Source organism: Actinomyces sp. SKVG-SVH-4(1) (assembly GCF_048514265.1).
Lineage (GTDB): Bacteria > Actinomycetota > Actinomycetes > Actinomycetales > Actinomycetaceae > Actinomyces > Actinomyces oris.
The window spans coordinates 25,000-50,805 of record NZ_JBGEVE010000014.1 but is presented as its reverse complement, the minus strand read 5'-3'; the positions used below and the strand labels follow the sequence as shown (position 1 = coordinate 50,805).

The following is a 25,806-nucleotide window of genomic DNA, read 5'->3' as shown; positions in this document are numbered from 1 at the left end:
GGGTCAGAAGTAGTACGGGAAGGGCGACCAGTCGGGAATGCGGCGCTGGAGGAATGCATCGCGCCCCTCCACGGCCTCGTCGGTCATATAGGCCAGACGAGTGGCCTCACCGGCGAAGACCTGCTGGCCGGCCAGGCCGTCGTCGGCCAGGTTGAAGGCGAGCTTGAGCATGCGGATGGCCTGCGGGGACTTGCCCGCCACGGTGGCCGCGTACTCCAGGGCCCGTTCCTCGAGCTCGGCGTGGGGGACCGCCTCATTAACGACGCCCCAGCGCTCGGCGGTGACGGCGTCGTAGGTGCGGGCCAGGAAGAAGATCTCGCGGGCCCGTTTGTCCCCGACCTGCCGGGCCAGGAGTGCGGAGCCGTAGCCGGCGTCGAAGCTGCCGACATCGGCGTCGGTCTGCTTGAAGCGCGCGTGCTCGATCGAGGCCAGCGACAGGTCGCACACGACGTTGAGGCTGTGACCGCCGCCGGCGGCCCAGCCCGGGACGGCGGCGATGACGGCCTTGGGCATGGTGCGGATGAGGCGCTGAACCTCCAGGATGTGGAGCCGGCCGGCCCGTGCGGTGTCAAGGCGGGCCTGAGTGGCCGCGACGTCGGCCTCGTGGCTGTAGGCGCGGTCCTCAGGCTCACCGGCGGCCGTTGGGGACTGCGGCGAGGCCTCCCGCTCGTAGCGGTAGCCGTCCCGGCCGCGGATGCGCTGGTCGCCGCCGGAGGAGAAGGCCCAGCCGCCGTCGCGCGGGGAGGGGCCGTTGCCGGTGAGGATGACGGCGCCGACGTCGCCGCTCATGCGCGCGTGGTCCAGGACCCGGTAGAGCTCATCGACGGTGCGGGGGCGGAAGGCGTTACGGACCTCGGGCCGGTTGAAGGCCACCCGGACCACCGGCAGGTCCCGGAGCCAGGTGCCGTGCTCGTCCCGGACGCATCCCCTGTGGTAGGTGATGTCCGTCAGGGCCTGCGCCCGTTGTTGGGAGGGCTCCGTGCCGGCCTCGGCGTGGGGGAAGCCGGACACCTCCCGCCAGCTGTCGGGGGAGAAGATCTCTGAGACACGGCGCGGCAATGGGTGGGCGGTGGTGGCGTTCATGGCCTCAGCGTAGGGCCGCCAGGGCTCGTCCCGCCCCAGGGTGCCGGAAGCCAGTCGCAGTCGCCCCTAGTTCCCCAGGGCTGCGGCGATGAGCTCGGTGCGCGAGGTGTGGCCGAGGCGGTGGAGGACCTCGGAGACGTAGATGCGCACGGTGTTCTCAGAGATGCCGAGCTTGCGGGCGATGCGCCGATTGGTCAGCCCCTCCAGGAGACAGGTGTAGATATCGCGCAGACGGGGCGGCAGCTCGTTGACCAGCTCCTGGATGCGGGCCTCCGCGGTGGCGCGCTTCTGCTCGGACTGGTAGGCGCTGACGAGCATCTTCGTGGGGCGCGAGGACATGACGGGCTCACCACGGCTGGCGCGCAGCAGCGCCGCAGCGACGTTCTCGGTGCTCTCGTCCTTGGTGATGAAGCCGTTGACGCCCTCGGCCAGGGCCTCGGCGAGCATCTCGTCACGACTGAAGACGGTGAACATGACAATGGGCATCCGGGGGAAGCGCTCATAGATCGCTCTCGCGGTCTGGGCTCCGTCCATATCCGGCATATCGCTGTCCAGCAGGACGACGTCAATGGGCTGCTGCCCGGTCATGAGCAGGCTGATGGCCTGCCGCCCGCCGGAGGCGGCGGCGACGACGGTAATGGCCCGCTGCGAGTCGAGCTGTTCGGCGAAAGTGGTGCGAATGAGCGGGTCGTCATCGACGATGAGGACTCGCAGGGAACGCAGGGTGTGGCTAGGCATAAGCGGCTCCGTCCGGTGACGACATGAGGGATCTCGCAGTAGTGGTCGGTGTGGCGATATCGTTCCAGGGAAGACTGGCGAGAACGGTCCAGGAGGCTCCGATCCGATTCGAGCTCAAAGAGCCTCCGGCATTCTCGAACCGGTCCTGGAGGGCCCATAAACCGTACCCCCCGTGCATCTCCTCAGGCACCTTCTGATCGTGCCAGGGTGAGCTGAAGCTGATAAAAAGGGTGTCCTGCTCCTGCTCCACGACGAGGGAGACAAGATCGTGGGGGAAGTTGTACTTGAGGGCGTTGAGAGTGTTCTCGCGGATGAAGGCGACCAGCAGCCGGCCGAGCTCGGAACGGTGCAGCGCCGGAATCCTCTCGATACCGTCGAGGTCGGCGTCCAGAACGATCTCGCGCTGCGCCAGCGTGGAGGCGCTGGAGTCGACGATCTCCTGAAGGGTGGGCTCCTCCTTGGGCGGCCCCTGGGAGACGGCGAGGTTGTGAATGAGCAGGCGCAGGTGGGCGAGGGCCTGCTGAGTCCGGTCCTGCAGGTCGAGGACACGGTCGCGGTCGTCGCCATGGGGGAGCCTGATGGATCGGGAGATGATGAGCATGCGCGTGAGGTCGGCGGCCAGGTCGTCGTGGAGGCTGTCGGCGATGTCGCGGCGCAGCTGCTGAATGAGCTCGGCAGCAATCTCCTTGGAACGCTCCGCCTCCCGTTGCATCTCCTCCAAGCGGTCTTTGGTGCTGCGGATCAGGACTCCGAAGGAGGCGGATAGGGTTCCCCAGAATAATGTCCAGACTGTCACGGGAAGGAGGGGGAGCCCGGATATGAGCTGCGCCAGAAAGAATATGGTGATCTGGATGAGGGCGAGCTTGGATTTCTTGGCTGCTGTGAGGTCGGCAACTATGATGTATACAAGAATCCACGCCCACGCTAGGCGAGGTCCTGATATAGAAAAAATGACGAGGAGCGCGCTGGAGAAAGTGGCTACTCCGACTCGCCGGTCTTTTGTGTAGACGTACGGAAGGAATGAGAGTATCTGAAATAGTTCCCCGAGAAAAATTGGGTCTATATTTTCTCTAGTTGTGAGATAAGTGTAGGTGTCTAGGAGAACTAGGGGGATAATGAATGAAATGAGAGTGGCTCGCCTCAGGTGCGGCAAAAACCTCTGGTGTCGCATCCAGAGTCGTGATAGGAAGCTATCGTTCTGCATGTTCCTTGAGGGGAGTGCTGACGCTGTGGTTGTGGCTTATCTCGAGTGTTTGGTGGTGGAAAGACGCCGCCATCCCTAAGGGGTGGGCTTAGGGGTGGCGGCGGAGATTCTTCTCAGGAGTACCAGCGGTTCTTCGACCAGTCGCACCAGAGGGAGGGTGGGAAGACGCAGAAGTCGTAGTAAGGCTTCCCGAAGGTGCTTGCCGAGTCATCGTGGCGGGCGGGGGTGGTGGCCGGCGCGGCGCTGGCCGGCGCGGCGAAGCCCGCCAGGAGGAGGGCGACAAGGGAGATGCGGACAACAGATTTCATGGAGGGAACTCCTGTCTCAGGGGGTGTTATGAACAATTTATCTTACCATTCCTGCAGTTTGCGCCAACTGCGTTCTTCGCCGTCCCGGTTGATTCTTCGCTCAACAAAACCAGCCGATGGTGGGCGACGGCGGTGGCACGGACCATTCCCAGCGACCGGGCTGAGACGCCCCTGACCTCCGACTACTCTGGGCCCATGACACAGACCGGTGCGACCGCCAGCCGTCCCTTCGTTCCCGTGGCCGAGGGCGGAGGGCGAATCGACTCCGAGACCGGCGCCCTGCGCGAGGTGATCGTCCACCGTCCCGGTGGGGAGATCGCCCGCCTGACCCCCATCAACGCCGACTCCCTGCTCTTCGACGACGCCCTCAACATCCCCCGGGCCCAGGCCGAGCACGACGCCTTCACCGCGATCCTGCGCTCCGAGGGCGTCATCGTCCACGACTTCCGCGAGCTGTTCACCGAGGTCCTGGCCGTCCCCGAGGCCCGCCGGCTGGTTCTGGACGAGGCGGTCGGCCCCGACGTCGTCGGCGTCTCCGCCTCCGAGCTGCTCATCGACTACTTCCAGTCCCTGCCCGAGGCTGACCTCGCCGAGGTGCTCCTGAGCGGCATCACCCGCACCGAGCTGCGTGAGCGCCTCAGCTCCTCCGACGGGCGGGACCTGTTCTCCTCCACCTACCTGTCCACCCTGGAGGGGCCGTTCGTCGTCACTCCGCTACCCAACCTGCTCTTCACCCGCGACGCGTCGGCCTGGCTCTACGGCGGGGTCTCGGTCAACTCCATGGCCCTGGAGCCGCGCCGCCGTGAGGCCATCGGCTACGAGGCCGTCTACCGCCACCACCCGGCCTTCGGCCCGCGTCTGGCCGAGCTCGCCGGCTCCGACGACCCGGAGGCCCGCCTGTGGCGCGAGGTGGGGCGGGTCTCGGCCGCCTCGACCATCGAGGGCGGCGACTTCCAGATCCTGGGCAACCGGACCCTCGTCATGGGCCTGACCCACCGCTCCACCGCCGCCGGCGTGGAGCGCCTGGCCTCCCAGCTCTTCGCCTCCGGCGTGGCCGACCGGGTCATCGGCGTCCACATGCCCGACGCCGCCTTCTACACCCAGCTCGAGGCCGTCATGCACCTGGACACCCTCATGACGATGGTCAGCCCCGACACCTACCTGCGCTTCCCCGGCTTCACCGAGGTCACCACCGTGGAGATCGAGCCCGCAGCGGCTGGACGCTCCCTCCAGGTGACGGTCCACGACGGCTCGCAGATGGATGCGGTCCTCGCCCGCGCCGCAGGCATCGACTCCTTCCGCGTCATCAGCCCCGGCGCCTCCGACGAGGCCGAGGCCCTGCGCGAGCTCGCCCGGGACTCCTGCAACGTCGTGGCCCTGGCCCCCGGGCGCGTCATCGGCTACGCCCACAACCAGCGCGCCAACGACGCCCTGCGCAAGGCCGGCATCGAGGTCGTCGAGACCCCCGGCGTCGAGCTCGTGCGCGGCCGCGGCGGCTCGCACTGCATGACCTGCCCCGTCACCCGCGACGCGGTGTGAGCCCGGCCGCTCATGGTGCTCAGAGCAGCCGGCAGGCCCCCGGCCCCGGCCTGGTGACGATCACCGCGGCCTGCTCGGCGCCCGGCTCGCGGTCCCGGTAGGCCTCGAGCCACTGCGCGGCGAAGGCCTCGGCGTCATCGGCCCGCACCAGGGCGTACACCGACCCGCCCCACCCGGCGCCGAAGGAGGAGGCGCCAATGGCGCCCGCCTGGCGGGCCAGTGACACCATGAGCCGGGTCTGCGGCACCTGGTTGCCCAGGTCGCGGTCGGCCAGCTCCTGGGAGCGCCGGAGGACGTCACCCACGTCCGGGTCGGCCGCGGCGATCATCCGGGCACCGGTGGGAACCAGGACGAGGGACTCGATGAGGAACTGCTCAATGCGCTGCCTCTCGTAGCCGGGCTCGCACAGCCTCAGCAGCTCCTTCAGGGCCGGGTCGCCGGCCGCCTGCTCGCCGGTGGCCTCCCCGATCAGGTGCCTGACCGCACTGGCCAGGGAGGCGTCAGTGCGTCCGGTGGTCTCATTCCACCTGGCTAGCACCGTCTGGACGGTGCTCGGCCCGCGGTTGTAGTCCTCCAGGGCCGCGCCGGTCTTGTGGGCCAGCACCCCACTCACGCCAACGACGAGCGCCCACTGGGTGGGGAAGGAGATGGTCCGATCGATGCGCATCGGGTCGAATCCGGCCAGGAGCAGCCGGTCCTGGGCGCCGCACAGCATGCCGGTGTGGTCCTCACTCCCGCCGCGAGTACCGACTCCGCTGGTCCCCGGCAGGTCCCGCCACGCCCGGCCGCCCTCCACGGCGGCGAGGTAGCCGGCCAGGGACAGCCGGTCGGGCATCGACTCGACCCACCGGGGATCCTCGTCCCAGCCGTTGAGGGAGGCCAGGGCCAGGGCCGTGGCGCACACCAGTGCGGAGGACGAGCTCATCCCTGAGGCCGGCGGCAGGTCCGAGGAGAGGGACAGGTGGGCCGCGGCTCCCGCCCCGAAGTTGAGGGTGAGGCGGTCCAGCACGGTCTGAAGGTAGCGACCCCAGTGGCCCGGCTCCAGGCCCGGGTCCACCCCGGCGCGCAGGGTCACCGGATCGCCGCAGTCCGTGGTGGCGGTCAGGGACCCCGGCGGCCCTGCCACGCGACGCGCCCGCGCTGTGATCGCCCGGTCGACGGCGCCGACCAGAACCGAGCCGCCGGCGTAGTCGGTGTGCTTGCCCAGCACCTCGACGCGCCCGGGCACCCGCCAGGCGGTCTCCTCGGGCGTCTCACTCAACGCCTCCTGCGTCTCCCGGCTCACAGCGACACTTCCGTCCCGGACAGGCGGGCCTCGACCTCGGCGATGTCCTCACGCCGCGACAGGTCCAGGACCCCGCCGGTCGCAGAGAGGACCGCGACCGGACCGGGCAGGGCGCGCACGGCGTCGACGATCTCCAGCTCGCCGCGCGGCGAGGGGGTGATGCGGCGGCAGGCGGCGAAGATCTCCGGGGTGAACCGGAAGGCGTTCATTGACACCGGGGCGTGGGGCCCGGCGGCCCGGACCACCTCTGCTGAGGGCTTCTCCACGATCTCCTCCAGCGCCCCGTCACGGGCGCGCACGAGGGCGAAGGCGGCGATCCGCTCGGCGGGGATGTTGGACTCGGCCACCAGGGCGGCACGGTCGAAACCGGCCAGGGCGTTGCCCCGGTGGCGGGCCAGGTCGCGCAGCACCTGACGGGGGTAGTAGTTGTCCCCGTTGACCATGAGGAAGGGCTCCCCGTCCACGGCCGCCTCGGCGGACAGGACGGCGTCGGCCGTCCCCAAGGGGTTGACCTGGACGGCCAGGTCGATCGTGAGTCGGGTGAGCTCCAGGGAGTCGATGTGGCGGCGGAAGTCCTCGTGCTCGGGCCCCACGACCAGGACGGCCCGCTCGATCCCGGCGTCGACCAGGGCCGAGAGGCTGTAGTCGATGAGCCGGTGCTCGCCGATGGGCATGAGGGCCTTGTAGCCGCTGGCCGCGGCCGTGGCCTGCTGGGAGGTCAGGCCGGAGCCGGCCGGGCTGCTCGCCCGCATGCGTGTGCCCAGGCCCCGGGCCAGGACGACGGCGACGCGGGTGCGCTCCACCGCGCTGTCCACCGTCTCAGTGATCGTGTCTGTCATGGGTTCCTTCCTCCTGCCCGTCTCAGGCATCCAGGCCGTAATGGCTCGCGACGGCGGCCGCGGTCGCCCGGGCCTCGTCACCGGTGGGCATCTCGGCGAAGACCCGCAGGAGCGGCTCGGTCCCCGAGAAGCGGATCGTCACCCAGCCGCCGCAGGTGAAGTAGACCTTGCAGCCGTCCTCCCACGAGACGCGCTCGACGTCGTGGGTGAAGGCGGGCAGGTCGTGGGCGCCGAAGATGCGCTCCTCAAGCTCGGTGCGCCGCTCGGCGGTGAAGCCGTAGGCGTTCTCCACCATGACGAGCTCACCGTACCGGGCCACGATGTCGGCGTAGAGCTCGGAGAGCCGCTTGCCCGAGGCCGCCACCGCCTCCACCAGTAGCGAGCCGGCGTAGACCCCGTCCTTGCCGGGGATGTGGCCTCGAACGGTCAAGCCCCCGGAGGACTCGCCCCCGATGACGGCCCCGGTCTCGGCCATCTTGGCGCTGATCCACTTGAAGCCGACGGGCACCTCGTAGCAGACCTGCCCGTGGGCGGCCGCGACCCGGTCCAGCAGGTGAGTGGTGGACATGTTGCGCACAGCCGGACCACTCCACCCCTTGCGGGTCAGCAGGTAGTCGTAGAGCAGGACCAGGACCTGGTTGGGGGTGAGGTAGGCGCCGGTGTCGTCGATGATGCCCAGGCGGTCCGCGTCCCCGTCGGTGGCGATGCCCAGGTCCGCGCCGGACTCGACGACGGCGTTGCGCAGGGTGGTGACGGTCCCCTCAGTGGGTGAGGGCATGCGGCCCCCGAACAGAGGGTCGTGGCGGTCGTGGATGACGTCCACCTGGCAGCGGGCGGTCAGCAGGATCGTCTGCAGGCTCGTCTCGGAGACCCCGAACATCGGGTCCAGCACGATGTGCATGTGGGCGTGGCGGATGGTCTCGGTGTCGAGCTTGTCGATGATGGCGTCCAGGTACCAGTTGATGGAGCGCTGGATGGTGACGAGCTCGCTGGAGCGGGCCTCATGAGGCTCGACGCTGCGCACGTCCGCGTCGGTCAGGCCGTGCAGGGATGCCGTGAGCTCGTCGGTGACCGCCAGGTCGGCGTCGCGGCCGCCGGGCAGGAAGATCTTGATGCCGTTGTACAGGGCCGGGTTGTGGGAGGCGGTCACGGCCATCCCGTAGGCGGCCCCCAGGCGGCGCACCGTCCACATGGTGGTGGGGGTCGGGGAGGGGCGGTCGATGAGGGTGACCCGGATGCCGTTGCCGACGAGCACCTCAATGGCCCACCAGGCGGCGGTATCGGACAGGAAGCGCCGGTCGTAGCCGATGACGACGCCCTGCTCGGCCGTGCCCTCCTTCAGGATGCGGTTGGCCAGCCCCTGGGTCAGGAGCCTGACATTGGCGCGGGTGAACTCATCGCCGATCACGGCTCTCCAGCCGCCGGTGCCGAAGTGGATCATGGGGGTTCCTCTGCGGAGGTGCCGTTGCCCGGGACGGGGCGGCGAGGTGGATAGGGGTGTGGTGAGGGGAGGTGCTGCTGGGGCAGGGGCCTCAGCCCTTGACGGCGCCGGCGGCCAGGCCGGACTGCCAGAAGCGCTGCAGGCCCAGGAACAGCACGATCAAGGGGATGACGCCCAGGAGAGCGCCCTGGAGGAGCGCCCCGTACTGGGGGTTGAAGTAGGTCGACATGCCGTAGAGCCCCAGAGTGACGGGCTTGAGCTCGGCGGAGTTGATGGTCATCAGCGGCAGGAAGAAGTTGTTCCAGGTGGCCACGAAGATGAACAGGAAGATGGTCACCATCGCCGGTGCGAGCAGCCGCAGCACGATGGTGAAGAAGATGCGGATCTCACTGGCCCCGTCGATGCGGGCGGAGTCGATGATCTCGTTGGGCACCGAGGAGTCGGCGTAGACGCGGCCCAAGAAGACCCCGAAGGGGCTGACCGAGCACGGCAGGATGATCGACCAGACGGTGTTCGTCAGGTGCACGGCGTCGAGAACCAGGTACAGCGGAATGGTCAGCAGCGCGATCGGCATGAGCAGGCCGGAGAGGATGACCACCTGGACGGCGCCCCGACCCGCGAACTCGAACTTCGCCAGGCCGTAGCCGGCGGCCACCGACAGCAGCGTGCCCAGCACCCCGGCGACGCTCGAGTAGAGCAGGGAGTTGAGGATCCAGCGCCAGAAGAGCCCCTGGGTCCAGCTCATGAGCGCGCTGTAGTTGGTGGAGAAGCTGTTGCGTCCGGAGAACCACCACCCGGAGGTGGTCAGCAGGTCGGAGTTGGACTTGGTGGAGGAGATGATGAGCCAGTAGACCGGGCCGAGCATGTAGGCCAGGACGATGACCAGGACCGCGATGGTCACGGCCCGTGCGGGCACCGACGGGCGCAGCGAGCGAGGAGTGTCGGTGGGCTTCACTTGTCGATCCTGTTCTGCACGAGGGCGTAGAGGGCGGCCAGGACACCGGCCACCAGGGCGATGAGGACGGAGATCGCCGAGGCCGGCCCCGAGCCGGACGGTGAGAGCGCACCGGTCATCGAGTTGTAGGCCATCATCATTGGCGTGTAGTCCAGCCCCATCCACTGGTTCTGGCTGTACAGAACAGTGGGCTCGTTGAATAGCTGCACCGTCCCGATGATGGAGAGCAGGACCGCCAGCAGCGAGGCGGAACGAACCATGGGGATCTTGATGCGCCGGACGATCTGCCAGCCGGTGGCCCCGTCGATGCGGGCCGCCTCGTAGAGCTCGCGGGGCACGGACTGCAGCGCCGCCAGGAAGATGAGCATGTTGTACCCGGTGAAGGTCCACGTCGTGATGTTGGCCATCGACCACAGGATGATGCTGCGACCGAAGAAGTCCACCTTGAGACCCACCAGTCCCAGCAGCTCATTGATGGGGGAGAAGCTGGGGTTGTACATGTAGAGCCACATGATCGCGGCCACGATCCCGGGGATCGCGTAGGGCAGGAAGAAGCCCAGGCGGAAGACCGTCACCCGCTTGACCAGGAGGGAGTCGAGCACCAGTGCCAGGGCGAGGGCCGCCAGGATCATGACCGGCACCTGGACCACGCCGAACAGCAGGACCCGCCCCAGTCCCTTCCAGAAGGCGAGCTGTCCCGCCGCCTGGACGTAGTTGTCCAGGCCCACGAAAGTGCTCACCTTCTCCCCGCCGCCGTAGAGGTCCGAGCCGGAGGCGACGTCGCGGAAGAAGGACCGGTAGACCGACACCACGATCGGAATGAGGAAGACGACGGCGAACATGGCCAGGAACGGGGCCACGAACCCGATGCCCGCCCGGGCCTCCCTGCGCTTTCGCAGCGAGGTGGTGCGGATGGCGGATGCGCCCGTGGTCGTTGTCGTCGTGCTCATGATGCTCTCACTTCGATCGTGGTGCCGGTGTCTGCCCGTGTCTGCCGGTGGGCTGTGCTCGATCGCCTACTCGGCGACGGGCAGGTTGGCGTCCTTCAGGGAGCTGACCGAGGTCTTCTGAGCCGCCTGGAAGATCTCATCGACCTTGCCGGTCCCCTTCCCAGCCGCCTCAGCGGCCTTGGTCATGGGGTCGGCCAGGGAGGGCCAGGTCGGCATGAAGCCGAACTTGGAGTTCACGGCCGCATTGGCCTTGGTGAACTCGGCGTAGACGTCCTGGCCTCCGAAGAAGGTGGAGATGGTCTGCGGGGTCTTCACCGGGGCCTTCGCGGTCAGGACCAGTCCCTGGGTGGCCAGGTCATCGACCTGGGTGTTGAACCAGTCGTTGAAGGCCATGGCCCCCTCGGGGTTGGAGCAGCCCTTGAGGACGGCCACGCCCGAGCCGCCGTCGGGACCGGACATGGCCTTGTCACCGAAGGCGGGCAGCTGGGCGACCGCCCAGGACCCGGCATTGGGGGAGTCCTTCATGGTGTCGGCCAGGAGCGCGCCCTCCCAGGCGGCCCCGATGGTGCCGATGAGCTGCTGGTCGACCAGCGCCTTGCCGAAGGAGTCGTCCCAGCGGTTGGCCACGAGGGCCGACTTGGAGTCCAGGACCCCCTGCCAGAAGGAGGAGACCTTGGCGGTCTCGGGGCTGGAGACGTTGACCTTCCACTTGTCGTTCTCAGCGCTGAACCACTGGGCACCGGCCGCGGCCGCCTGGCCCGCCAGGGTGTTGGGGGCCTCGTCGGGCTCGAAGGCCAGGGCGTACTTGCCCTGCTCGGCCGCTTTCTTGGCGACCTCGGCCAGCTCGGCGCTCGTCGTGGGCACCTTCAGCCCGAGCTGGTCGAAGGCGGCCTTGTTGTAGAAGTAGACCAGCGGGCCGGAGTCCTGCGGCAGGCCGACGACGGTCTTGCCCACGGTCATCAGCGACATCGACCCCTCGGAGAAGTGCTCCTTGTACTTCTCGGCCTGGGAGGAGACATCGGTGAGCAGGCCGGAGGCGTAGAGCTTGGGGATCTCGGCGTAGCCGACCTGGGCCAGGCAGGGGCCGGTTCCGGCCTTGACGTCGTTCTCCAGCTTGACGTTCATGTCCGCGGCCTTGCCGTCGAACTTGGTGGCCTCGACCTTCATGTCGGGGTGCGCGGCGTTCCAGCGGGCCACGATGTCGTTGACCTTCGTCATCCCCTCGCCGTCGGGCAGACGGTGCAGGTAGCGGATGACGCCGCCGGAGGAGGCCGAGCCGGATGAGCCGGTCGTGGCCGAGCAGCCGGCGGTGAGCATCGCGAAGGCGAGCAGCGAGGCGGCCAGTGCGTGTTTCTTCATGGGAGTTTCCTTCTTCGTCATTGAAAAGGCCCGGCGTCTGCCGGAAGGAGCGGGGGCGCGGCGGGGCGGTGACAGGGAGCTGTCGGCGCTGTCGGTGTTGCGGGTGCGCGCCCGTGAGTGGAGCGTGGATATGGAACAGGGGTGCTCACTGCGAGGCAGCGGTGAGCCACTGGTGCCCTCCTTCCTCCAAACGGACCGTCCGGGGGCCCTGGGGCGTCGGCACCGTGGTGGTGACGGGCTCCAGGGAGTTGTTGATGACGAGGGTGGTGCGGCCATCGGGGTAGGCGGCCACCTCCACCCTGGGGTCGAGGGCCGCCCAGGCGGAGAACTCCTCCTGGCGTCCCGCGGCCCAGAAGATGGCCCGGTGCAGCAGTCGGGAATTCTGGGCGCTGTAGGGCAGTCCCGTGGCGTAGACCGCCCGGCCCCTCCCCAGCTCGTGGACCGCGAGGCGGACCTGGCCGTCCGCGGCGTCAAGCACTCGGGTGGAGGGACTGGTGACGACGATGTCGGGGGTGCCCTCGCCGTCGTCGAGGCCGCCGGTCAGGTCCCGGGTGATGAAGTGCTCCTGCACCTCAGGAGCACGACGGCGTGTGCTCAGGCCCCAGCCGATCTCCCGGTCCACGCCCAGGACGTCGGCGAGCTGGAAGGTGACCCCGTGGGCGGGGTGGGCGCTGGGAGCCCCCACCCCAATGAAGCCACCGCCGGCGGCCACAAAAGAGCTGACCGCGGCCACCAGCTCCGCATCCGCCCACTGCTCGCCCCCGGAGAAGGCGGTGCCCTCGGCGCCGGCGCAGATAAGAACCTTGACGTCCGGGGCCAGGCCGGCGCGCACGTCGTCGAAGGACAGGAACTCCACGTCCACCGGCAGTCCCGACAGCGCCTCGAGGACCCCCAGGTAGGTGTAGGTCTGGCGATACCACAGGGCGTGCGCGACCATATGCGTCATCCAGGAGCGCAGGCGGCCCCAGGAGTTGACGATTCCGACCTTGAAGCCGGGGGTCAGTGGACGCAGCCCCGCGGAGCGCTCGTGGATGGCGCGGAACTCCGCGATGATCTGCTCGACGCGGTCGATGAAGTCGGGGTGCTCCACGGCCAGGGACAGGTAGCCGCCGTAGCCGATCCGGTCCAGGGGGGAGCGCACGATGGCGCGCCGGGCCTCCAGCCAGCTGCGGTTGGCCTCGGAGACGGGATCGCCCCCCGGGTGGAAGACATCGGGGAAGAAGTACGGCAGGAACCGGCCCTCGGTGTAGCGCACGTGCGGGATGTCGGCGATCATCCGGCAGGTCGCCCCCGATCCGACCGAGCCGACGACGGCGTCCAGGCCGGTGGTGGCGAAGTGCTCGCCGTAGGGCTCGGTGCCGATCCAGTTGTCGCCCAGGAACATCATCGCCTCCTTGCCCTGGGCGTGGACGGCGTCGGTCAGCTCGCGCACCCGGGAGCACACGAAGCGCTGCTGGAAGTCGATCCAGTCGCGGAAGGCGCGGGTGGGGACCCGGAAGGGGGAGTTGTAGTAGCCGGCGTCGACGAAGTCCTCGGCGGTCAGGCGGTAGCCGTACTCCTCCTCGAAGGCCTCCAGGGCGGGGACGCTCACCGAGGCGGAGTAGCCGAACCAGTCGACGAAGCGCTCGGTGGCGTCGGTGCCGTAGACGAGGGTGAAGTGGTAGAAGAAGGTGGTGAAGCGGACCACGTCCACCTCGGGGTGCTCCGTGAGCCAGGCGTTCAAGTGGGTGCGCACGTGGGACCACGTGGCCTCGTGGCGCACGTCGAAGGGCTTCTCCTTGACGCGCGTGGGGTCCTCGTCCCAGCCGTTGGTGAGGTAGTTGTACATCTGGGTGGGGTCCCAGGTCTGGATCGCCAGGAAGCTGACGGTGTAGACGTGCCCGGCGAGGGCCTCGTGCACGGTGACCGTGCGCCCGTCGGCCTCGATGCTCCATGCGGAGACGGGCAGCTCCTCACCGGTGGTGCGGTCGTGGGCCTGCCACCAGCGCGTCACGTCGCAGCCGGTGTCGGGGCGGACCTGGTTGGCGAACCAGGAGGCCAGCAGGTCGATGCTCAGGGGGCCATCGGCAGTGGCGGAGACCCGGTCGGACATGAGGAAGATGCGCGTGGCCTCATCGGGGTGGGCGTCGGCCCAGGCGTTGTCTCCGCGTCCCACGAAGTAGGTGGAGTAGACCTTGGTGGCCAGCTCCGAGACGATGCCGGGCAGTTCGGTGCCGTCGGAGTTCCGCACGGCGTCGGCGCCCAGGCGGGCGATGAGGCGGCGGACCTCGTCATCCATGCCGGTTTGGATCGGCAGGGTGAGGCGTCCCCCCGCCTGAGAGGGGAGCGGCGCCGCGGGCTGGGTCTGGAGAGACATCAGCACTCCTTCGGGCTGAATAGTCTGAACTCCGAACAAACTACAGCATGCGGCGTCCGTCCGCTACTGGCGAGGCGGTCGATATGCCTGGTGGTGGCTAGGAGGCGGGCCTGAGATCGACCAGGGTGGGGTTGTCGAGCACGGACTCCAGCGCCACCAGTGCCGCCCCGTACGACGAGGCCCATTGGCCCAGGTGGGAGGTCTCCAGCCTCACGGCGGCGCGCTGGTCCAGCAGTCGGTCCCTCAGGGTGGAGGCGGTGGGGGAGATGAACACGTCGGCGAAGGCGGCCAGGTAGCCCGACAGTACGATCACCTCGGGGTTGAGGACGTCCGTCAGGATCGCCAGGGCACGCGCGAGCGCCCGCTGGGAGAGCTTCAGCCTCCGGGTGAGCTCGGCGTCCCCGGCGTCGAAGCGCCGGCGCAGGAGCTCGATGCGCTCATCCAGGGAGGTGGTCTCATCGCGCACCGCGTCGCCCGGCGGGTAGATCGAGGTCAGGGCCTGCAGTCCGGAGCGGGTCTCCCAGCAGCCGCGCCGCCCGCAGCGGCACGCCAGGCCCTCGGGCTCCACGGGCATGTGGCCGACCTCGCCGGTCAGGCCCAGCCAGCCGCGCAGGAGGTGGCCGTCGGAGATGATGCCGGCGCCGATCCCCTCACCGCCCGACAGGTAGAGCAGATTGCGCACCCCGTCCTGCGCGTAGCGCTCGTAGGTGGCCAGTGCGGCGAGCTTGGCGTCGTTCTCCAGCGTGATGGTGGGGACGCTCCTTCCCGGGCCCAGGCGGCGGGCGACTGCGTCGCGGACCTGGTCCGCCACGGCGACGTCGTGCCACTCCAGCGTGGAGGAGTAGCGCACGGTGTTGTCGGTGTAGTCGATGATCCCGGTCTGAGCCAGGACGATTCCCGGAACCGTCGTCCCCTGCTGCGTCAGCTGCTCCAGGGCCTGGGACAGCATGGCTGCGACGTGCTCGATCATCGTCTCGGGGCGGTGTCCGGCGTCGTCGACGAGCTCGCAGCGGCGCGCGACGACCTCTCCGGTCAGGTCCGTGACGGACAGGAGCAGCGAGGCGCCACTGATCTCCAGGCCGATGCCGGCAGCTGTGCGTGGAGCCGTGCGCAGGCCCGTGCTCGGTCTGCCGACGTTACCCGACAGGTCCGGCTCCTCCTCGATGAGCAGCCCCCGGGAGCACAGCTCGGCCACGAGGGTCGAGACCGTCGCCTTGGACAGCCCCGTCTCACGGGCCAGGCGTGTGCGCGACAGGGTGGGGCTCGTCTGGAGGTGGCGCAGGATGAGGGACATGTTCGAGATGCGCACGTCGGCGTGGGCCTTGGGTCTGTGCGCGCCCGGGCCTCCGAGGGTTCCCCAGAGATCCGGTCCGTCCGCCGGGATCCATCCTGCAGCCGGCACGGCAGTCTCCTCCTCCATCGGTGCCCGGTTGGTCCTGCGGACCGCGGGCGTGCCCCTCAGCGTAGTGATTCCAGGTGAGCGGGGAGCGGGATTCGGCGGGCGTCCTGCTTGCTCTCCTGTGGCGCGGAACGGGCTGCGACGTAAATGAGACTATCACCACATTCTGTGGCCCTGAGGAGTTCCGGTTGCACATACGGACGTTGTTGGTTATGTGTCACGTTTGTGTGCGTGCGGTGCGAGGCTGCAGGGGAGTCGCGATGATCGTGATGATTTCAAGCATTCTTGATGCCTATGGGCGTTCATGCCTGACCGTGCGCGCCGGGTGGGCTCCGCCCTGTTCTGCGAACGTGGCTCCGGACACGCCCACGGGCGTGTCAAGGCCTGAAGTCCTCTGAATTCGCAGGATTCTGCGCCTGCTCAAATTGACCACTCGAACACTGCGCAGGACTATAAAACGGGCTTGCCGTCGTCGCGGGGTCCGGACGCGGCTCTCACAACTCGTCTTCCGGACTCTCGCGGCCAGGCCAGGAGCTAGATCGTGAGGAGTGCAGTGAAAGTCATTGAGGCCAACCATGTCTACAAGGTCTTCGGGCGGCGACCGTCCGACGGCGTCAAGAAGCTCAAGGCCGGCAGGACGCGGGACCAGCTGAGGAAGTCAGGGCAGACCGCCGCCGTCATCGACACCTCCTTCGATGTCGACAAGGGCGAGATCTTCGTGGTCATGGGCCTGTCGGGCTCCGGGAAGTCCACCCTCATCCGCATGGTCAACGGCCTGCTGCCCATCACGGCCGGCAGCATGACCCTTTACGGGGAGGACCTGGCGCACGTCTCGAAGCCGAAGCTGCGCGAGCTGCGCCGCGAGCGCGTCTCCATGGTCTTCCAGAACTTCGCCCTCCTGCCGCACCGTACGGTGGGGGAGAACGCCGCCTACGGCCTGGAGATCCAGGGTGTGAATCGCTCCGAGCGCGAGCGTCGGGCAGAAGAGGCCCTGTCCCTGGTGGGTCTGGAGGGCTGGGGCGGCTACAAGCCCGGTGAGCTCTCGGGTGGCATGCAGCAGCGGGTCGGCCTGGCCCGGGCCCTGGCCGCCGAGACCGACATCCTGCTCATGGACGAGGCCTTCTCCGCGCTCGACCCGCTTATCCGCCGGGAGATGCAGGACCAGCTCATCGACCTGCAGGGCAAGCTCGGCAAGACGATCCTGTTCATCACTCACGACCTCAACGAGGCCATGCGCCTGGGAGACCGCATCGCCATGATGCGTGACGGTCGCGTCGAGCAGGTCGGCACCGCCGAGGAGATCCTGCGCGACCCCGCCTCCGACTACGTCTCCCGGTTCGTGGCCGACGTCGACCGCACCCGGGTCCTGACGGCCGGCTCCATCGCGGAGCCCCCGTACGCGATCCTGGGCTCGGACCGCAGCCCGCGCGCCGCCCACAAGCTCCTGCGGGAGAACCAGCCGCCGTGGCTGCTCGTCCAGAACCGTGACCGCACGCCCTTCGGCTATGTCTGGGAGGACGATGTCGCGCGGGCGGTCAAGGAAGGGTCCAACGCCCTGCCGCTGTCCACGATCCACGAGATGCCGGTCGTGTCGCACTCGACCCCCGTCAACGAGCTGTTCGCCCACGCCGCGCAGCACGCGGCCCCCATCGTCGTCGTCGACGACGACGGACGGGTCTCCGGCGTCATCCCGCGCGTCACCCTGCTGGCGGCCATCAGTGAGCAGGCCGTCGAGGCCAGTGAGACCAACGAGTCCGAAGGAGCCGACGCCTGATGATTCCCTCACAGACCCCTCTTCCCAAGATCCCTCTGGGCTCCTGGGTCGAGACCCTTATCAACTGGATCCAGACGCATCTGCACGGCTTCTTGGGTCTGATCTCCCAGAGTGGGACCTCGGTCAATGACGCCCTCGTCGACGTCCTGCTGGCCATCCCACCGCTCGTCATGGTGGTGGTCTTCGTACTGATCGCCTGGCTGGCGAAGTCCTGGAGGCTGGCCGTGGGGACCGCCGTCACCTTCCTGCTCATTATCTCGATGGGCCAGTGGACCAACGCGATGGAGACTCTGGTCCTCGTCACCCTGGCCACGGTCACCGCCCTCATCTTCGCCATCCCCTTGGGGATCTGGGCCGCCCGGAACAAGTACGTCAGCGCGCTGGTCCGCCCGGTCCTTGACCTCATGCAGACGATGCCGGCCTTCGTCTACCTCATCCCCTCGGTCCTGTTCTTCTCCATCGGGGTGGTGCCCGGGATGTTCGCCACGCTCATCTTCGCGATGCCCCCCGGGGTGCGCATGACCGAGCTGGGCATCAAGCAGGTGGACAAGGAGACCGTGGAGGCGGGGCGTTCCTTCGGCGCCACCGACTGGCAGATCCTGCGGGGCATCCAGCTGCCCCTGGCCGTCCCCACCATCATGGCGGGCGTCAACCAGGTCATCATGCTGGCGCTGTCGATGGCCGTCATCGCGGGCATGGTTGGTGCCGACGGCCTCGGGAAGGAGGTCGTCAAGGCGCTCGCGACGATCGATATCGCCAAGGGCACCGAGGCGGGTCTGTCCATCGTGTTCCTGGCGATCTTCCTGGACCGGGTGACCGCGGCCCTCGGGGCTCCGCGGGAGAAGGGCTCGCTGCTCTCCCTCATCAAGAAGCGGTGACCCATGACTCGACGACGCTTCTTCGCCCCGTCCTCACCGGCGTCGGGCACGTATCGAAGGAACAGCATGCATACCTCCCGCCGCACTTTCACCGCTGCTCTGGCCTCCCTGGCGGCGGCGGGCGCTCTGTCCGCCTGCGGTAAGGGTTCCGGCGGTGGGGGCAAGCGACTCCGCCTGGGCTTCATTCCCTCCTGGAGCGACGGCCTGTCCATGACGCATCTGCTCAAGACCCAGCTGGAGAAGGCCGGGTACCGGATCAAGCTGACCGACCTGAGTGAAGCGGGGCCGCTGTACGCAGGTCTCAGCCAGGGGGCGGTCGACCTGTATCCCTCGGCGTGGCCGGACGTCACTCACAAGGAGTACATGGACAAGTACCGCACCTACATCGAGGATCTGGGGACCTACTACGACTCGGCCAAGCTGTGCTGGTCCGTCCCGGACTACTCCTCCATGCAGTCGATCGAGGACATCAAGCCCCACGCCTCGCAGATCGGCAACAAGATCATCGGTATCGAGCCGGGTGCGGGTCTGACCAAGGTGTCGCAGGAGGACGTGATCCCCGCCTACGGTTTGGGGGACATGAAGTTCCTGACCTCCTCCACCACCGGGATGCTGGCCGAGCTCAAGAAGGCCGTCGATGCCAAGCAGGAGATCGTCGTGACCCTGTGGCACCCCTTCTGGGCGAACACCACCTATGGCATGCGGGACCTGAAGGATCCCAAGGGCGCGCTCGGTAAGGGGGAGGGGCTTCACTTCCTGGGGCGCGAGGGCTTCGTGCAGGACTACCCGGAGATCGCGAAGTGGCTGGGCTCCATCAAGATGGATGAGGCCACCTACGGCAGCCTCGAGGACCTCGTCGTCAACACCTACGGCGAGGGCCGGGAAGATGAGGCCGCCATCGCCTGGGCCAAGAAGTACCCGCAGTACGACTTCAAGAAGTCCTGACGCCAGAGAGTCGAAGGGCTTGGGTGGGGTGTCCGCCAGGCGGTGCGGTCGGGCCCGCCGGCCAGTACGGGGCGGGCCCACCAACAGGGACATTCCACGCGGCCGGGTGCGGCCTGCTCCAGCCGGGGGCATTCGACGCCGTCGGGGACCACAATCCGGTCCCCACGCGCGCAGGACGTCCCCGGTCGGAAGAAATCGCACCCGCGCGCGTGGAATGTCCCCGGCCAGGACCGGCGCCGCCGCGACTCGCGCTCTGGGCGCAGCGACCGCGGGCGGGGGCTCTCAGTCCTCGATGCGGTTGCCGTCCTCGTCGAGGTAATAGCCCTCGTCGTCGATGGGGCGGAAGGTCATCCGGCCATCGGCGATCTCCTCGGCGAAGTGCTCCCGGGTCATCAGCCGGGTCTGACGACCGCGTTCCTTCATCTCCTCATAAGACATTGGTGTCTTCCATGGCCGATCCACTGCGCAGAAGATGAGCAGGGAGGTCGCCCAGGTCAGCAGCGTCAGGTGAGTGAGGCGGTGTGGTGCGAAGACCATGGCCGCCACTGCTCCGCCAATAACTGGGCAGATGAGGGCGGACAGGATCCGCTGCACCTTGCTCATGTCGTTGGTGCGTCGGATGCGCATGGTCAGGCGCATGGATATCGCATCCAGGGTCTCGTACACCGCGGTCGTCAGGATGGCGAATCCTGAGATCTGGTCGTAGGTGAGTCCGGCGCGAGTGAGGGCGGACCAGATGGCCAGCACGACTCCGACAGCGAGTGCGTCGAAGACTCCCAGGAAGACTCTTCCCCCAATCACCGCTGACAGGGGGACAGCCGGCTTCCAGGGCTGGTCTGGTGTGCTGGTGACGTCGCGTGTGCTCATATGCCCTTCCCCTGACGCTCCACGCTCACAGATGACGCTCTCTCACCCTAACAGGCCTGTGATCGTCATCGCAGTTGAGGTCTGTCGAGGCGGCCGGAGCCGCCGGCTACAGCGCCGCGTGGGCCAGTGCGATGCGGCGGAGCTCGGGCAGGTACTTGCGGGCGTCGCGGAAGTCGGCGGTGACGTACTCCGGCGGGATCGGCTGGGGCTGATGGATGCGCTCTTGGAGGGCGTCGTATCCGAGCGAGGTGTCCCACGGCCTCTCAATGAGAGCGACGAAGGCCATGAACGGCAGCCACGTGAGAGCCGTCAGCGCCGTCGTCGATGCCGGGGCGAGGAGGCGAGCGGCCAGGAATCCTGCGACCGCGGGGCAGGTCGCGGCGATGATCGTCAGCAGCAGGCCGTGCGGATCCCTCGAGCGCCAGGCCCGCATGATGAGCCGGTGGGCCGAGGCGTCGATGAGCTCGCGAATCGCCACCGCTACCAGGGAGAATAGGCACGCCCTACCGAATCCCAGCCCGGCGCGGGTCAGCGCCGACCAGACCAGCACGATGACCGTCAGGCCGACGGCGCTGGGCAGCCCGAGAACCAGGCGGCCCACAACCATCGCGGAGACGGGCGTGACGGGCTTCCAGTGATGGTGCCCCGCGTCCCCTGACCCCGTGCTGCCCTCGTTCATGGCTTCCCCTCGGCGTGATCGCGAATTCAACCGCACGAGCCATTCTACAAAGGCCCGCGGACAGGGGCCTGCGCTCACGGCCGCGCTCGACGCCGACACGGGGGCGCGAGACGGCGCCGGGAAGTCCAGTGCTCAGCCCCGTGGGCGTTTGCCGAGGTGGGCCCCGCCACCCTTGTCCCGGTTTCGTCGTCTTGATTGAAGATCGTGCGTATTCTGTGCCCGTGAGTCCGGACCATCAGCATGCCAACGGCGAGATCGACATCGCCTCTCTTCATGCTCAGGACTCCACCGGACTGCTGGATCGCATCGACCGCGCGGTCGTCTGGGACATTCCTCTGACGACGCCGTTTCGCGGTATCACCCGCCGCGACGGAGTCCTGCTCCACGGCCCCGGGGGCTGGGGTGAGGTCGCGCCCTTCTGGGACTACGGGTTGGAGGCCAGCGCTCCCTGGCTCGCCTCCGGACTGTGCCAGGCCCTGGGAAACTCCCTTCTTCCCCGCTACCGCGAGACCATCTCCGTCAACGTGACCGTCCCCGAGGTCGGCGCTCAGGACGCCTCTGATCTGGTGCGGGCCTCCGGAGCCAGGACCGCCAAGGTCAAGGTCAGCGGCAGCAGTGACAAGCGCTCGGCGGACCTGGAGCGCCTCGAGGCGGTCCGCTCGGCCCTGGGGCGTTCCGGCAAGGTGCGCATTGACGTCAACGGCGCCTGGGACCTGGACACCGCCCGCGAGAACCTGCCCCTCATGGACCGGGCCGCCGGAGGGCTGGAGTACGCCGAACAGCCCTGCGCCAACGTCTACGACCTGGCCGACCTGCGCCGCGCCGTCGACGTGCCCATCGCCGCTGACGAGTCGATCCGGCTGTCTGCCAACCCCCTGGAGATCGTCCACCGGCGCGCCGCCGACGTCGCCATCCTCAAGGTGGCCCCGCTGGGCGGGGTGCACCGGGCCCTGGACATGGCAGAGCGCCTCGGACTGCCCGCGGTCGTCTCCTCCGCCCTGGACACCTCCGTGGGCATCATGGCCGGCGCCACCCTCGCCTTCAGCCTGCCCTCCCTCAACCACGCCTGCGGCCTGGGGACCACGCGCCTGCTGACCCAGGACGTCGCCGACCCCAGCGTCCGCCCCAGCAACGGGACTCTGCGTCTGGACGCCGCCGCCCCCGTATCCGAACGCCTCCTGAACGAGGTTAAGGCGGGGCCCTACCTCACCAAGCACTGGCAGACGCGCCTGCTGCACCTGGCCGGCGCCCTGCACGCCCGCCGCCAGCGCGAGGCCCGTGACCCCAGCCGGGCCGTGGCCGGGCTGCCGCTGTAGCCCGGCCCCACCCGTGTCCGGGGCTCACCGGAATGTGACCAATCGCAGCGCAGCGCAGGCGGTGCGCTCTCGTATCCTCGCCCCTGTGACCGACTCCCCGGAGCGCCCGCAGCTCCCGCCCGCCATGGCCGACGCGCGCAGCCTCGTGGCGGCCCTCCTGGCCGAGGGCGTGCGCGAGGTCGTCCTGTGCCCGGGATCGCGCAGCGCCCCGCTGGCGGAGGCCCTGGCCGACGCCGCCGACGCCGGGCGCCTACGGCTGCGTGTCGTCCTGGATGAGCGCAGCGCCGGCTTCATCGCCCTGGGGGCCGCCCGCGCCCACGCCTTGAACGGGCGCGGCCGCTGCGCCGCCGTCGTGACCACCTCGGGCACGGCCGTCTCCAACCTTCACCCGGCCGTCAGTGAGGCCGACGCCGCCGGCATGCCCCTGCTCGTTATCAGCGCCGACCGGCCCCACGAGCTGGTCGGCACCGGTGCCAGCCAGACCACCGAGCAGACCGGGCTCTTCGCCCCGGCCCTGCGCCTGGGTGTGGATCTGCCCGCCGACCTGGCAGCCGACCTCGGGGGCCGTGCGGCCGACGCCGCCATCGCCGGGCAGGTGCGCCGCGCCGTCGCCGCCGCCACCGGGACCCTCAGTCAGGATCCCGGGCCGGTCCAGATCAACGCCCGCTTCCGTCCGCCCCTGACGGCGGAGAACTCAGCGGAGAGCTCAGTGGGGGACACCGTGGAGGATGCGGTGCCGGCCGCTCCGGCACCGCCCTTCCCGCCGGCTGCGACGACTGTCCGGGCGGCCGTGCTGGCCGGAGCCCCGGAGGCCGGTGCCGGCCAGCCGGCCGGCTCTGGCTCCTTAGCGCAGGGGAGAGGGATTGTCGTCGCCGGCGACACCGCCCACCCGGCCGTCGGCTCCCTGGCCAGGTCTCTGGCCGAGCACCTCAACTGGCCACTCCTGGCCGAACCCACCTCCCAGGCCCGCAGCGGCCCGCAGGCCCTGAGCCGTTACGCCGAGCTGCTGGGCACCCCCGCGGGCCTCGCGCTCGCCCAGCAGGCCGAGCACCTCCTCGTTCTGGGGCACCCCAGCCTCAGTCGCTCCATCACCGCGCTCCTGGGGCGCGAGGATCTCGACATCACCGTCCTGACCGAGCGCGCCCGGTGGACCGACGTCTCCGGGCGGGCTCGACGGGTCGTCCCCATGGACGGTCTCGATCATGAGCCTGCCGACGCCGCCGCCCTCCGTTCGGCCCGTCTCGTCGCCTCCCTCGGCCTGGAGAGCGCCGACACGGCCTGGACCGACTCCTGGCGCCGGGCCGTGGCGGATCTTCCCGAACCGGACCGCTCCAGCAGCGCCGACGCCCTGGCCCGGGCCGTGTGGGAGGCCAGTCAGGCCCCCGGTGCCCCCACCCTTCTGCTGGGTTCGTCCATGACGGTGCGGCGCCTGGACCGACTCGCCCAGCCCGGCGCCGCTGCCCCGAAGGCGGTCGCGAACCGCGGCCTGGCGGGCATCGACGGCACCATCGCCACCGGGATCGGACTGTGGATGGCCTCAGGGGAACCGGTTCGCGCCGTCATGGGAGACCTCGCCTTCCTCCACGACGCCATGTCCTTGAACCGGGGCGTGCGAGAGGAGGAGGCCGACCTGCAGGTGATCGTCGTCGACGACGGTGGGGGCGCGATCTTCTCCCACCTCGAGTACGTCCGCACCACGCCAGCGGGCCGGTTCGAACGGCTCTTCACCGCCCCTCAGCGGGCGGATATCGCTGCGTTGGCGGCAGCCCTGGGGGGCCGCGTCCAGGTCCCCCATGATGTCGAGGCCCTCCGCGGACTCCTGGATGAGCCGGTCGACGGCGTGAGCGTCGTCGTCTGGGAGACCACGAGGCACGGTCCTCACACCGTGACAACATGAACGACGATAGAGATGGACGGCAACCAGCGGGATAGGACCTGCGGCGGTGGCCCCGGCTCAGCCCGAACCCACCGCCGGGCTCTCAGCCCGCTGCGATACAACAGTTACACGATCCACAGCACAGCCTCAGGGAATCATCGGAAACGGCACAGAGCCCTGGTGTTGTCTACTCGTGGATCTGAGAGGGCGACACGCCCGAGGAGGAGCACAGATGAGCGGATACGACGAGACGAACCCGGAGGCATACCGGCCCACTGAGCCCGAGGCGGCGGCGGACGGCGCTCACTCCGGTGTCGACTCCTGGTCCGCCAGCAGCCAGGCCAGCCCGGCAACGGGGTCTTCCGTCAGCGAGGGCGCGAGCGTGACCGAGGACCACGGCGGCTACGCGGATCTCTCCCAGGCCTACACCGCCGACGCCTCCCAGCCCGAGCCGGTCCTGCCTCAGGGGGCGAACGTGCAGCATGGGAACGAGACCCGGATGCTTCCCACCGAGCCGCCGACCTCGCAGTTGCCTGCCGAGCCGCCGACCTCGCAGCTTCCCGCGGAGCAGTCCGCGTCGCTCTACGCGCAGCCCGCCCAGGGGCAGTACCAGCCCCAGCAGCCGTCCTACCAGCCGCAGCAGCAGGCTCAGGGGCAGTACCCCGCCCCTCAGGTGCAGCAGGCGACGCCGTCCAGCTACTCATCCGCCCAGCAGCCCTACCAGGGGCAGCAGACGCACCTCGGCTCGCCCTATACGAGCGTCCCGACGACGCCCGGTGGCTACGCGCCGGCCGGCGCCCCCACCGGGGAGTCCTTCTATGCGGCCTCGAATGCCACAGGCGCTGACAGCGGCACCAAGAGGCGCCGGCGGGGGCCGGGCTGGTTCGCCCTGGTCGCCTCCGTGCTGGTCGCCTCCCTGCTGGGGGCCGGTGGGGCTGTGACCGCGGTCAGGTACATGGACGCTCGCGGCGGGGATGTCTCATCGCGTTCCACGACGGCGCCCACCGCCATCGCCACCGGGAGCACGACCAAGACCGTCAACAGCGCCGGCCAGGCCCCCGACTGGGAGGCCGTCTCGGCCGCCGTGTCCAACGCCGTCGTCTCCATCGGCGTCGTCACGGACAGGGGCGAGGCCCTGGGCTCCGGAGTCATCTTCGACAAGGAGGGGCACATCATCACGAACAACCACGTGGTGGCGGGGGCCTCCAAGATCCAGGTGACGCTGGCTGACGGCCGCGTCTATGACGCCGAGACCACCGGTACCGACCCCGCCACCGACCTGGCGGTCATCCAGCTCAAGGACGCCCCCGACAACCTCACGGTCGCCCAGCTCGGCGACTCCGACAAGCTGGCCACCGGTCAGGACGTCATGGCGATCGGTAACCCGCTGGGCCTGTCCTCAACCGTCACCACCGGAATCATCTCGGCCCTCGATCGGCCCGTCGTCAACTCACAGAATGAGGACGGATCGGGCGGTTCGGCGGTCTACACCAACGCCATCCAGATCGACGCCGCCATCAACCCCGGCAACTCTGGAGGGCCGCTTTTCGATGAGAAGGGGCGGGTCATCGGGATCACCAGCTCCATCGCCACGATGAGCCGCTCCGGCGGCGGCGAGGGAGGCTCGGGAAGCATCGGCATCGGTTTCGCCATCCCCGTCAAGCTGGCAGACAAGGTCGCCAAGCAGCTCATCAAGTCCGGTACGGCCACGCACGCCTACCTGGGAGTCACCCTCGACACCGCTGGTGCCAGGGCCGACGGCGAGAAGCGCGCCGGCGCCAAGATCACCTCGGTTGAAGGTGGCTCACCGGCTGACAAGGCCGGACTGAAGAAGGATGACGTCGTCATCGCCATCGATGGGAAGACCACCGCCCAGGGGTCGGCTCTCACCGGCTACGTGCGCCAGTACTCCGCCAACGACAAGGTCAAGCTCACGGTCATCCGTGACTCCAAGAAGCAGGACATCGACGTGACCCTGGCCGAGCGCAAGGACTCCTGACGCGATAGCCGTCCAG

The 25,806-nt window shown here is 68.8% G+C and carries 21 protein-coding genes; 7 read left to right on the top strand and 14 right to left on the bottom strand.

What is annotated here, in order from left to right:
• Positions 1 to 3: 3 nt before the first annotated feature.
• The 4 genes from AB7V09_RS10825 to AB7V09_RS10810 all read right to left on the bottom strand — a co-directional run bounded on the left by AB7V09_RS10825 (position 4) and on the right by AB7V09_RS10810 (position 3,333).
• Positions 4 to 1,083, bottom strand: coding sequence for a 1,4-dihydroxy-2-naphthoyl-CoA synthase (locus tag AB7V09_RS10825; RefSeq protein ID WP_419143753.1), 1,080 nt, complete (start codon positions 1,081 to 1,083; stop codon positions 4 to 6).
• 66 nt (positions 1,084 to 1,149) lie between these two features.
• Entirely contained in the window at positions 1,150 to 1,821 is a 672-nt protein-coding gene (locus tag AB7V09_RS10820; protein WP_003787214.1) for a response regulator, read from the bottom strand.
• Positions 1,814 to 2,533, bottom strand: coding sequence for a hypothetical protein (locus AB7V09_RS10815; protein ID WP_419143752.1), 720 nt, complete (start codon positions 2,531 to 2,533; stop codon positions 1,814 to 1,816). The genes AB7V09_RS10820 and AB7V09_RS10815 overlap by 8 nt, the downstream gene beginning before the upstream one ends.
• Positions 2,534 to 3,138: 605 nt before the next feature.
• The gene (locus AB7V09_RS10810) at positions 3,139 to 3,333 is read right to left on the bottom strand and encodes a hypothetical protein (protein ID WP_075415298.1); all 195 of its coding nucleotides are present in this window, start codon (positions 3,331 to 3,333) and stop codon (positions 3,139 to 3,141) included.
• 195 nt (positions 3,334 to 3,528) lie between these two features.
• Between AB7V09_RS10810 and AB7V09_RS10805 the strand changes: the two genes are divergently transcribed.
• The gene (locus AB7V09_RS10805) at positions 3,529 to 4,872 is read left to right on the top strand and encodes an arginine deiminase family protein (RefSeq protein ID WP_075415312.1); all 1,344 of its coding nucleotides are present in this window, start codon (positions 3,529 to 3,531) and stop codon (positions 4,870 to 4,872) included.
• Between the two features lie 19 nt (positions 4,873 to 4,891).
• On the opposite strand, the gene AB7V09_RS10800 is transcribed toward AB7V09_RS10805, so the two are convergent.
• The 8 genes from AB7V09_RS10800 to AB7V09_RS10765 all read right to left on the bottom strand — a co-directional run bounded on the left by AB7V09_RS10800 (position 4,892) and on the right by AB7V09_RS10765 (position 15,366).
• Positions 4,892 to 6,133, bottom strand: a complete 1,242-nt coding sequence (locus AB7V09_RS10800; RefSeq protein ID WP_419143751.1) for a galactokinase family protein — start codon at positions 6,131 to 6,133, stop codon at positions 4,892 to 4,894.
• A 20-nt stretch (positions 6,134 to 6,153) separates the two neighbouring features.
• Positions 6,154 to 6,996 carry a nucleotidyltransferase family protein gene (locus tag AB7V09_RS10795; RefSeq protein WP_419143750.1) on the bottom strand — a complete coding sequence of 281 codons (843 nt, stop codon included), beginning with the start codon at positions 6,994 to 6,996 and terminating at the stop codon, positions 6,154 to 6,156.
• 22 nt (positions 6,997 to 7,018) lie between these two features.
• Entirely contained in the window at positions 7,019 to 8,437 is a 1,419-nt protein-coding gene (locus AB7V09_RS10790; protein ID WP_419143749.1) for a phosphoglucomutase/phosphomannomutase family protein, read from the bottom strand.
• A gap of 91 nt (positions 8,438 to 8,528) precedes the next feature.
• A complete protein-coding gene (locus AB7V09_RS10785; protein WP_009407076.1) occupies positions 8,529 to 9,392 on the bottom strand; it encodes a carbohydrate ABC transporter permease in 864 nt (287 codons plus the stop codon).
• A complete protein-coding gene (locus AB7V09_RS10780; protein WP_419143748.1) occupies positions 9,389 to 10,342 on the bottom strand; it encodes a carbohydrate ABC transporter permease in 954 nt (317 codons plus the stop codon). Before AB7V09_RS10780 ends, AB7V09_RS10785 begins: the two co-directional genes overlap by 4 nt.
• Before the next feature lie 66 nt (positions 10,343 to 10,408).
• On the bottom strand, positions 10,409 to 11,701 hold the full coding sequence (locus tag AB7V09_RS10775) for an extracellular solute-binding protein (RefSeq protein ID WP_081385373.1): 1,293 nt from the start codon (positions 11,699 to 11,701) through the stop codon (positions 10,409 to 10,411).
• Between the two features lie 145 nt (positions 11,702 to 11,846).
• Positions 11,847 to 14,057, bottom strand: a complete 2,211-nt coding sequence (gnpA, locus tag AB7V09_RS10770; RefSeq protein ID WP_075415302.1) for a 1,3-beta-galactosyl-N-acetylhexosamine phosphorylase — start codon at positions 14,055 to 14,057, stop codon at positions 11,847 to 11,849.
• Between the two features lie 97 nt (positions 14,058 to 14,154).
• Positions 14,155 to 15,366 (bottom strand): ROK family transcriptional regulator, encoded by a 1,212-nt coding sequence (locus AB7V09_RS10765; RefSeq protein ID WP_075415313.1) that lies wholly within the window; start codon positions 15,364 to 15,366, stop codon positions 14,155 to 14,157.
• Positions 15,367 to 16,009: 643 nt separating this feature from the next.
• Here AB7V09_RS10765 and AB7V09_RS10760 point away from each other — a divergent pair.
• From AB7V09_RS10760 to AB7V09_RS10750, 3 genes are all read left to right on the top strand, one after another.
• Positions 16,010 to 17,230 (top strand): quaternary amine ABC transporter ATP-binding protein, encoded by a 1,221-nt coding sequence (locus AB7V09_RS10760; protein ID WP_075415303.1) that lies wholly within the window; start codon positions 16,010 to 16,012, stop codon positions 17,228 to 17,230.
• Positions 17,230 to 18,108: an ABC transporter permease gene (locus AB7V09_RS10755; protein ID WP_419143747.1), complete on the top strand. Its 879-nt coding sequence runs from the start codon at positions 17,230 to 17,232 to the stop codon at positions 18,106 to 18,108. The genes AB7V09_RS10760 and AB7V09_RS10755 overlap by 1 nt, the downstream gene beginning before the upstream one ends.
• Positions 18,109 to 18,174: 66 nt before the next feature.
• Positions 18,175 to 19,053 carry a glycine betaine ABC transporter substrate-binding protein gene (locus tag AB7V09_RS10750; RefSeq protein ID WP_075415305.1) on the top strand — a complete coding sequence of 293 codons (879 nt, stop codon included), beginning with the start codon at positions 18,175 to 18,177 and terminating at the stop codon, positions 19,051 to 19,053.
• A gap of 282 nt (positions 19,054 to 19,335) precedes the next feature.
• Here the strand turns inward: AB7V09_RS10750 and AB7V09_RS10745 are convergent, their stop codons facing one another.
• A complete protein-coding gene (locus tag AB7V09_RS10745) occupies positions 19,336 to 19,920 on the bottom strand; it encodes a hypothetical protein (RefSeq protein WP_419143746.1) in 585 nt (194 codons plus the stop codon).
• 106 nt (positions 19,921 to 20,026) lie between these two features.
• Positions 20,027 to 20,599, bottom strand: coding sequence for a hypothetical protein (locus tag AB7V09_RS10740; protein WP_419143745.1), 573 nt, complete (start codon positions 20,597 to 20,599; stop codon positions 20,027 to 20,029).
• Between the two features lie 215 nt (positions 20,600 to 20,814).
• Between AB7V09_RS10740 and AB7V09_RS10735 the strand changes: the two genes are divergently transcribed.
• The 3 genes from AB7V09_RS10735 to AB7V09_RS10725 all read left to right on the top strand — a co-directional run bounded on the left by AB7V09_RS10735 (position 20,815) and on the right by AB7V09_RS10725 (position 25,790).
• Complete coding sequence (locus AB7V09_RS10735; protein WP_419143744.1) at positions 20,815 to 21,915, top strand: o-succinylbenzoate synthase; 1,101 nt, start codon at positions 20,815 to 20,817, stop codon at positions 21,913 to 21,915.
• 124 nt (positions 21,916 to 22,039) lie between these two features.
• Entirely contained in the window at positions 22,040 to 23,812 is a 1,773-nt protein-coding gene (gene menD, locus AB7V09_RS10730) for a 2-succinyl-5-enolpyruvyl-6-hydroxy-3-cyclohexene-1-carboxylic-acid synthase (protein WP_419143768.1), read from the top strand.
• Between the two features lie 211 nt (positions 23,813 to 24,023).
• On the top strand, positions 24,024 to 25,790 hold the full coding sequence (locus tag AB7V09_RS10725) for a trypsin-like peptidase domain-containing protein (protein ID WP_419143743.1): 1,767 nt from the start codon (positions 24,024 to 24,026) through the stop codon (positions 25,788 to 25,790).
• Positions 25,791 to 25,806: the final 16 nt, after the last annotated feature.

Bases quoted from the DNA above. Each gene is read 5' to 3' on its own strand.
- AB7V09_RS10825 (WP_419143753.1), bottom strand. From the start codon at position 1,083: ATGAACGCCACCACCGCCCACCCATTGCCGCGCCGTGTCTCAGAGATC.
- AB7V09_RS10820 (WP_003787214.1), bottom strand. From the start codon at position 1,821: ATGCCTAGCCACACCCTGCGTTCCCTGCGAGTCCTCATCGTCGATGAC.
- AB7V09_RS10815 (WP_419143752.1), bottom strand. From the start codon at position 2,533: ATGCAACGGGAGGCGGAGCGTTCCAAGGAGATTGCTGCCGAGCTCATT.
- AB7V09_RS10810 (WP_075415298.1), bottom strand. From the start codon at position 3,333: ATGAAATCTGTTGTCCGCATCTCCCTTGTCGCCCTCCTCCTGGCGGGC.
- AB7V09_RS10805 (WP_075415312.1), top strand. From the start codon at position 3,529: ATGACACAGACCGGTGCGACCGCCAGCCGTCCCTTCGTTCCCGTGGCC.
- AB7V09_RS10795 (WP_419143750.1), bottom strand. From the start codon at position 6,996: ATGACAGACACGATCACTGAGACGGTGGACAGCGCGGTGGAGCGCACC.
- AB7V09_RS10790 (WP_419143749.1), bottom strand. From the start codon at position 8,437: ATGATCCACTTCGGCACCGGCGGCTGGAGAGCCGTGATCGGCGATGAG.
- AB7V09_RS10780 (WP_419143748.1), bottom strand. From the start codon at position 10,342: ATGAGCACGACGACAACGACCACGGGCGCATCCGCCATCCGCACCACC.
- AB7V09_RS10775 (WP_081385373.1), bottom strand. From the start codon at position 11,701: ATGAAGAAACACGCACTGGCCGCCTCGCTGCTCGCCTTCGCGATGCTC.
- gnpA (WP_075415302.1), bottom strand. From the start codon at position 14,057: ATGTCTCTCCAGACCCAGCCCGCGGCGCCGCTCCCCTCTCAGGCGGGG.
- AB7V09_RS10755 (WP_419143747.1), top strand. From the start codon at position 17,230: ATGATTCCCTCACAGACCCCTCTTCCCAAGATCCCTCTGGGCTCCTGG.
- AB7V09_RS10750 (WP_075415305.1), top strand. From the start codon at position 18,175: ATGCATACCTCCCGCCGCACTTTCACCGCTGCTCTGGCCTCCCTGGCG.
- AB7V09_RS10745 (WP_419143746.1), bottom strand. From the start codon at position 19,920: ATGAGCACACGCGACGTCACCAGCACACCAGACCAGCCCTGGAAGCCG.
- AB7V09_RS10740 (WP_419143745.1), bottom strand. From the start codon at position 20,599: ATGAACGAGGGCAGCACGGGGTCAGGGGACGCGGGGCACCATCACTGG.
- menD (WP_419143768.1), top strand. From the start codon at position 22,040: ATGGCCGACGCGCGCAGCCTCGTGGCGGCCCTCCTGGCCGAGGGCGTG.
- AB7V09_RS10725 (WP_419143743.1), top strand. From the start codon at position 24,024: ATGAGCGGATACGACGAGACGAACCCGGAGGCATACCGGCCCACTGAG.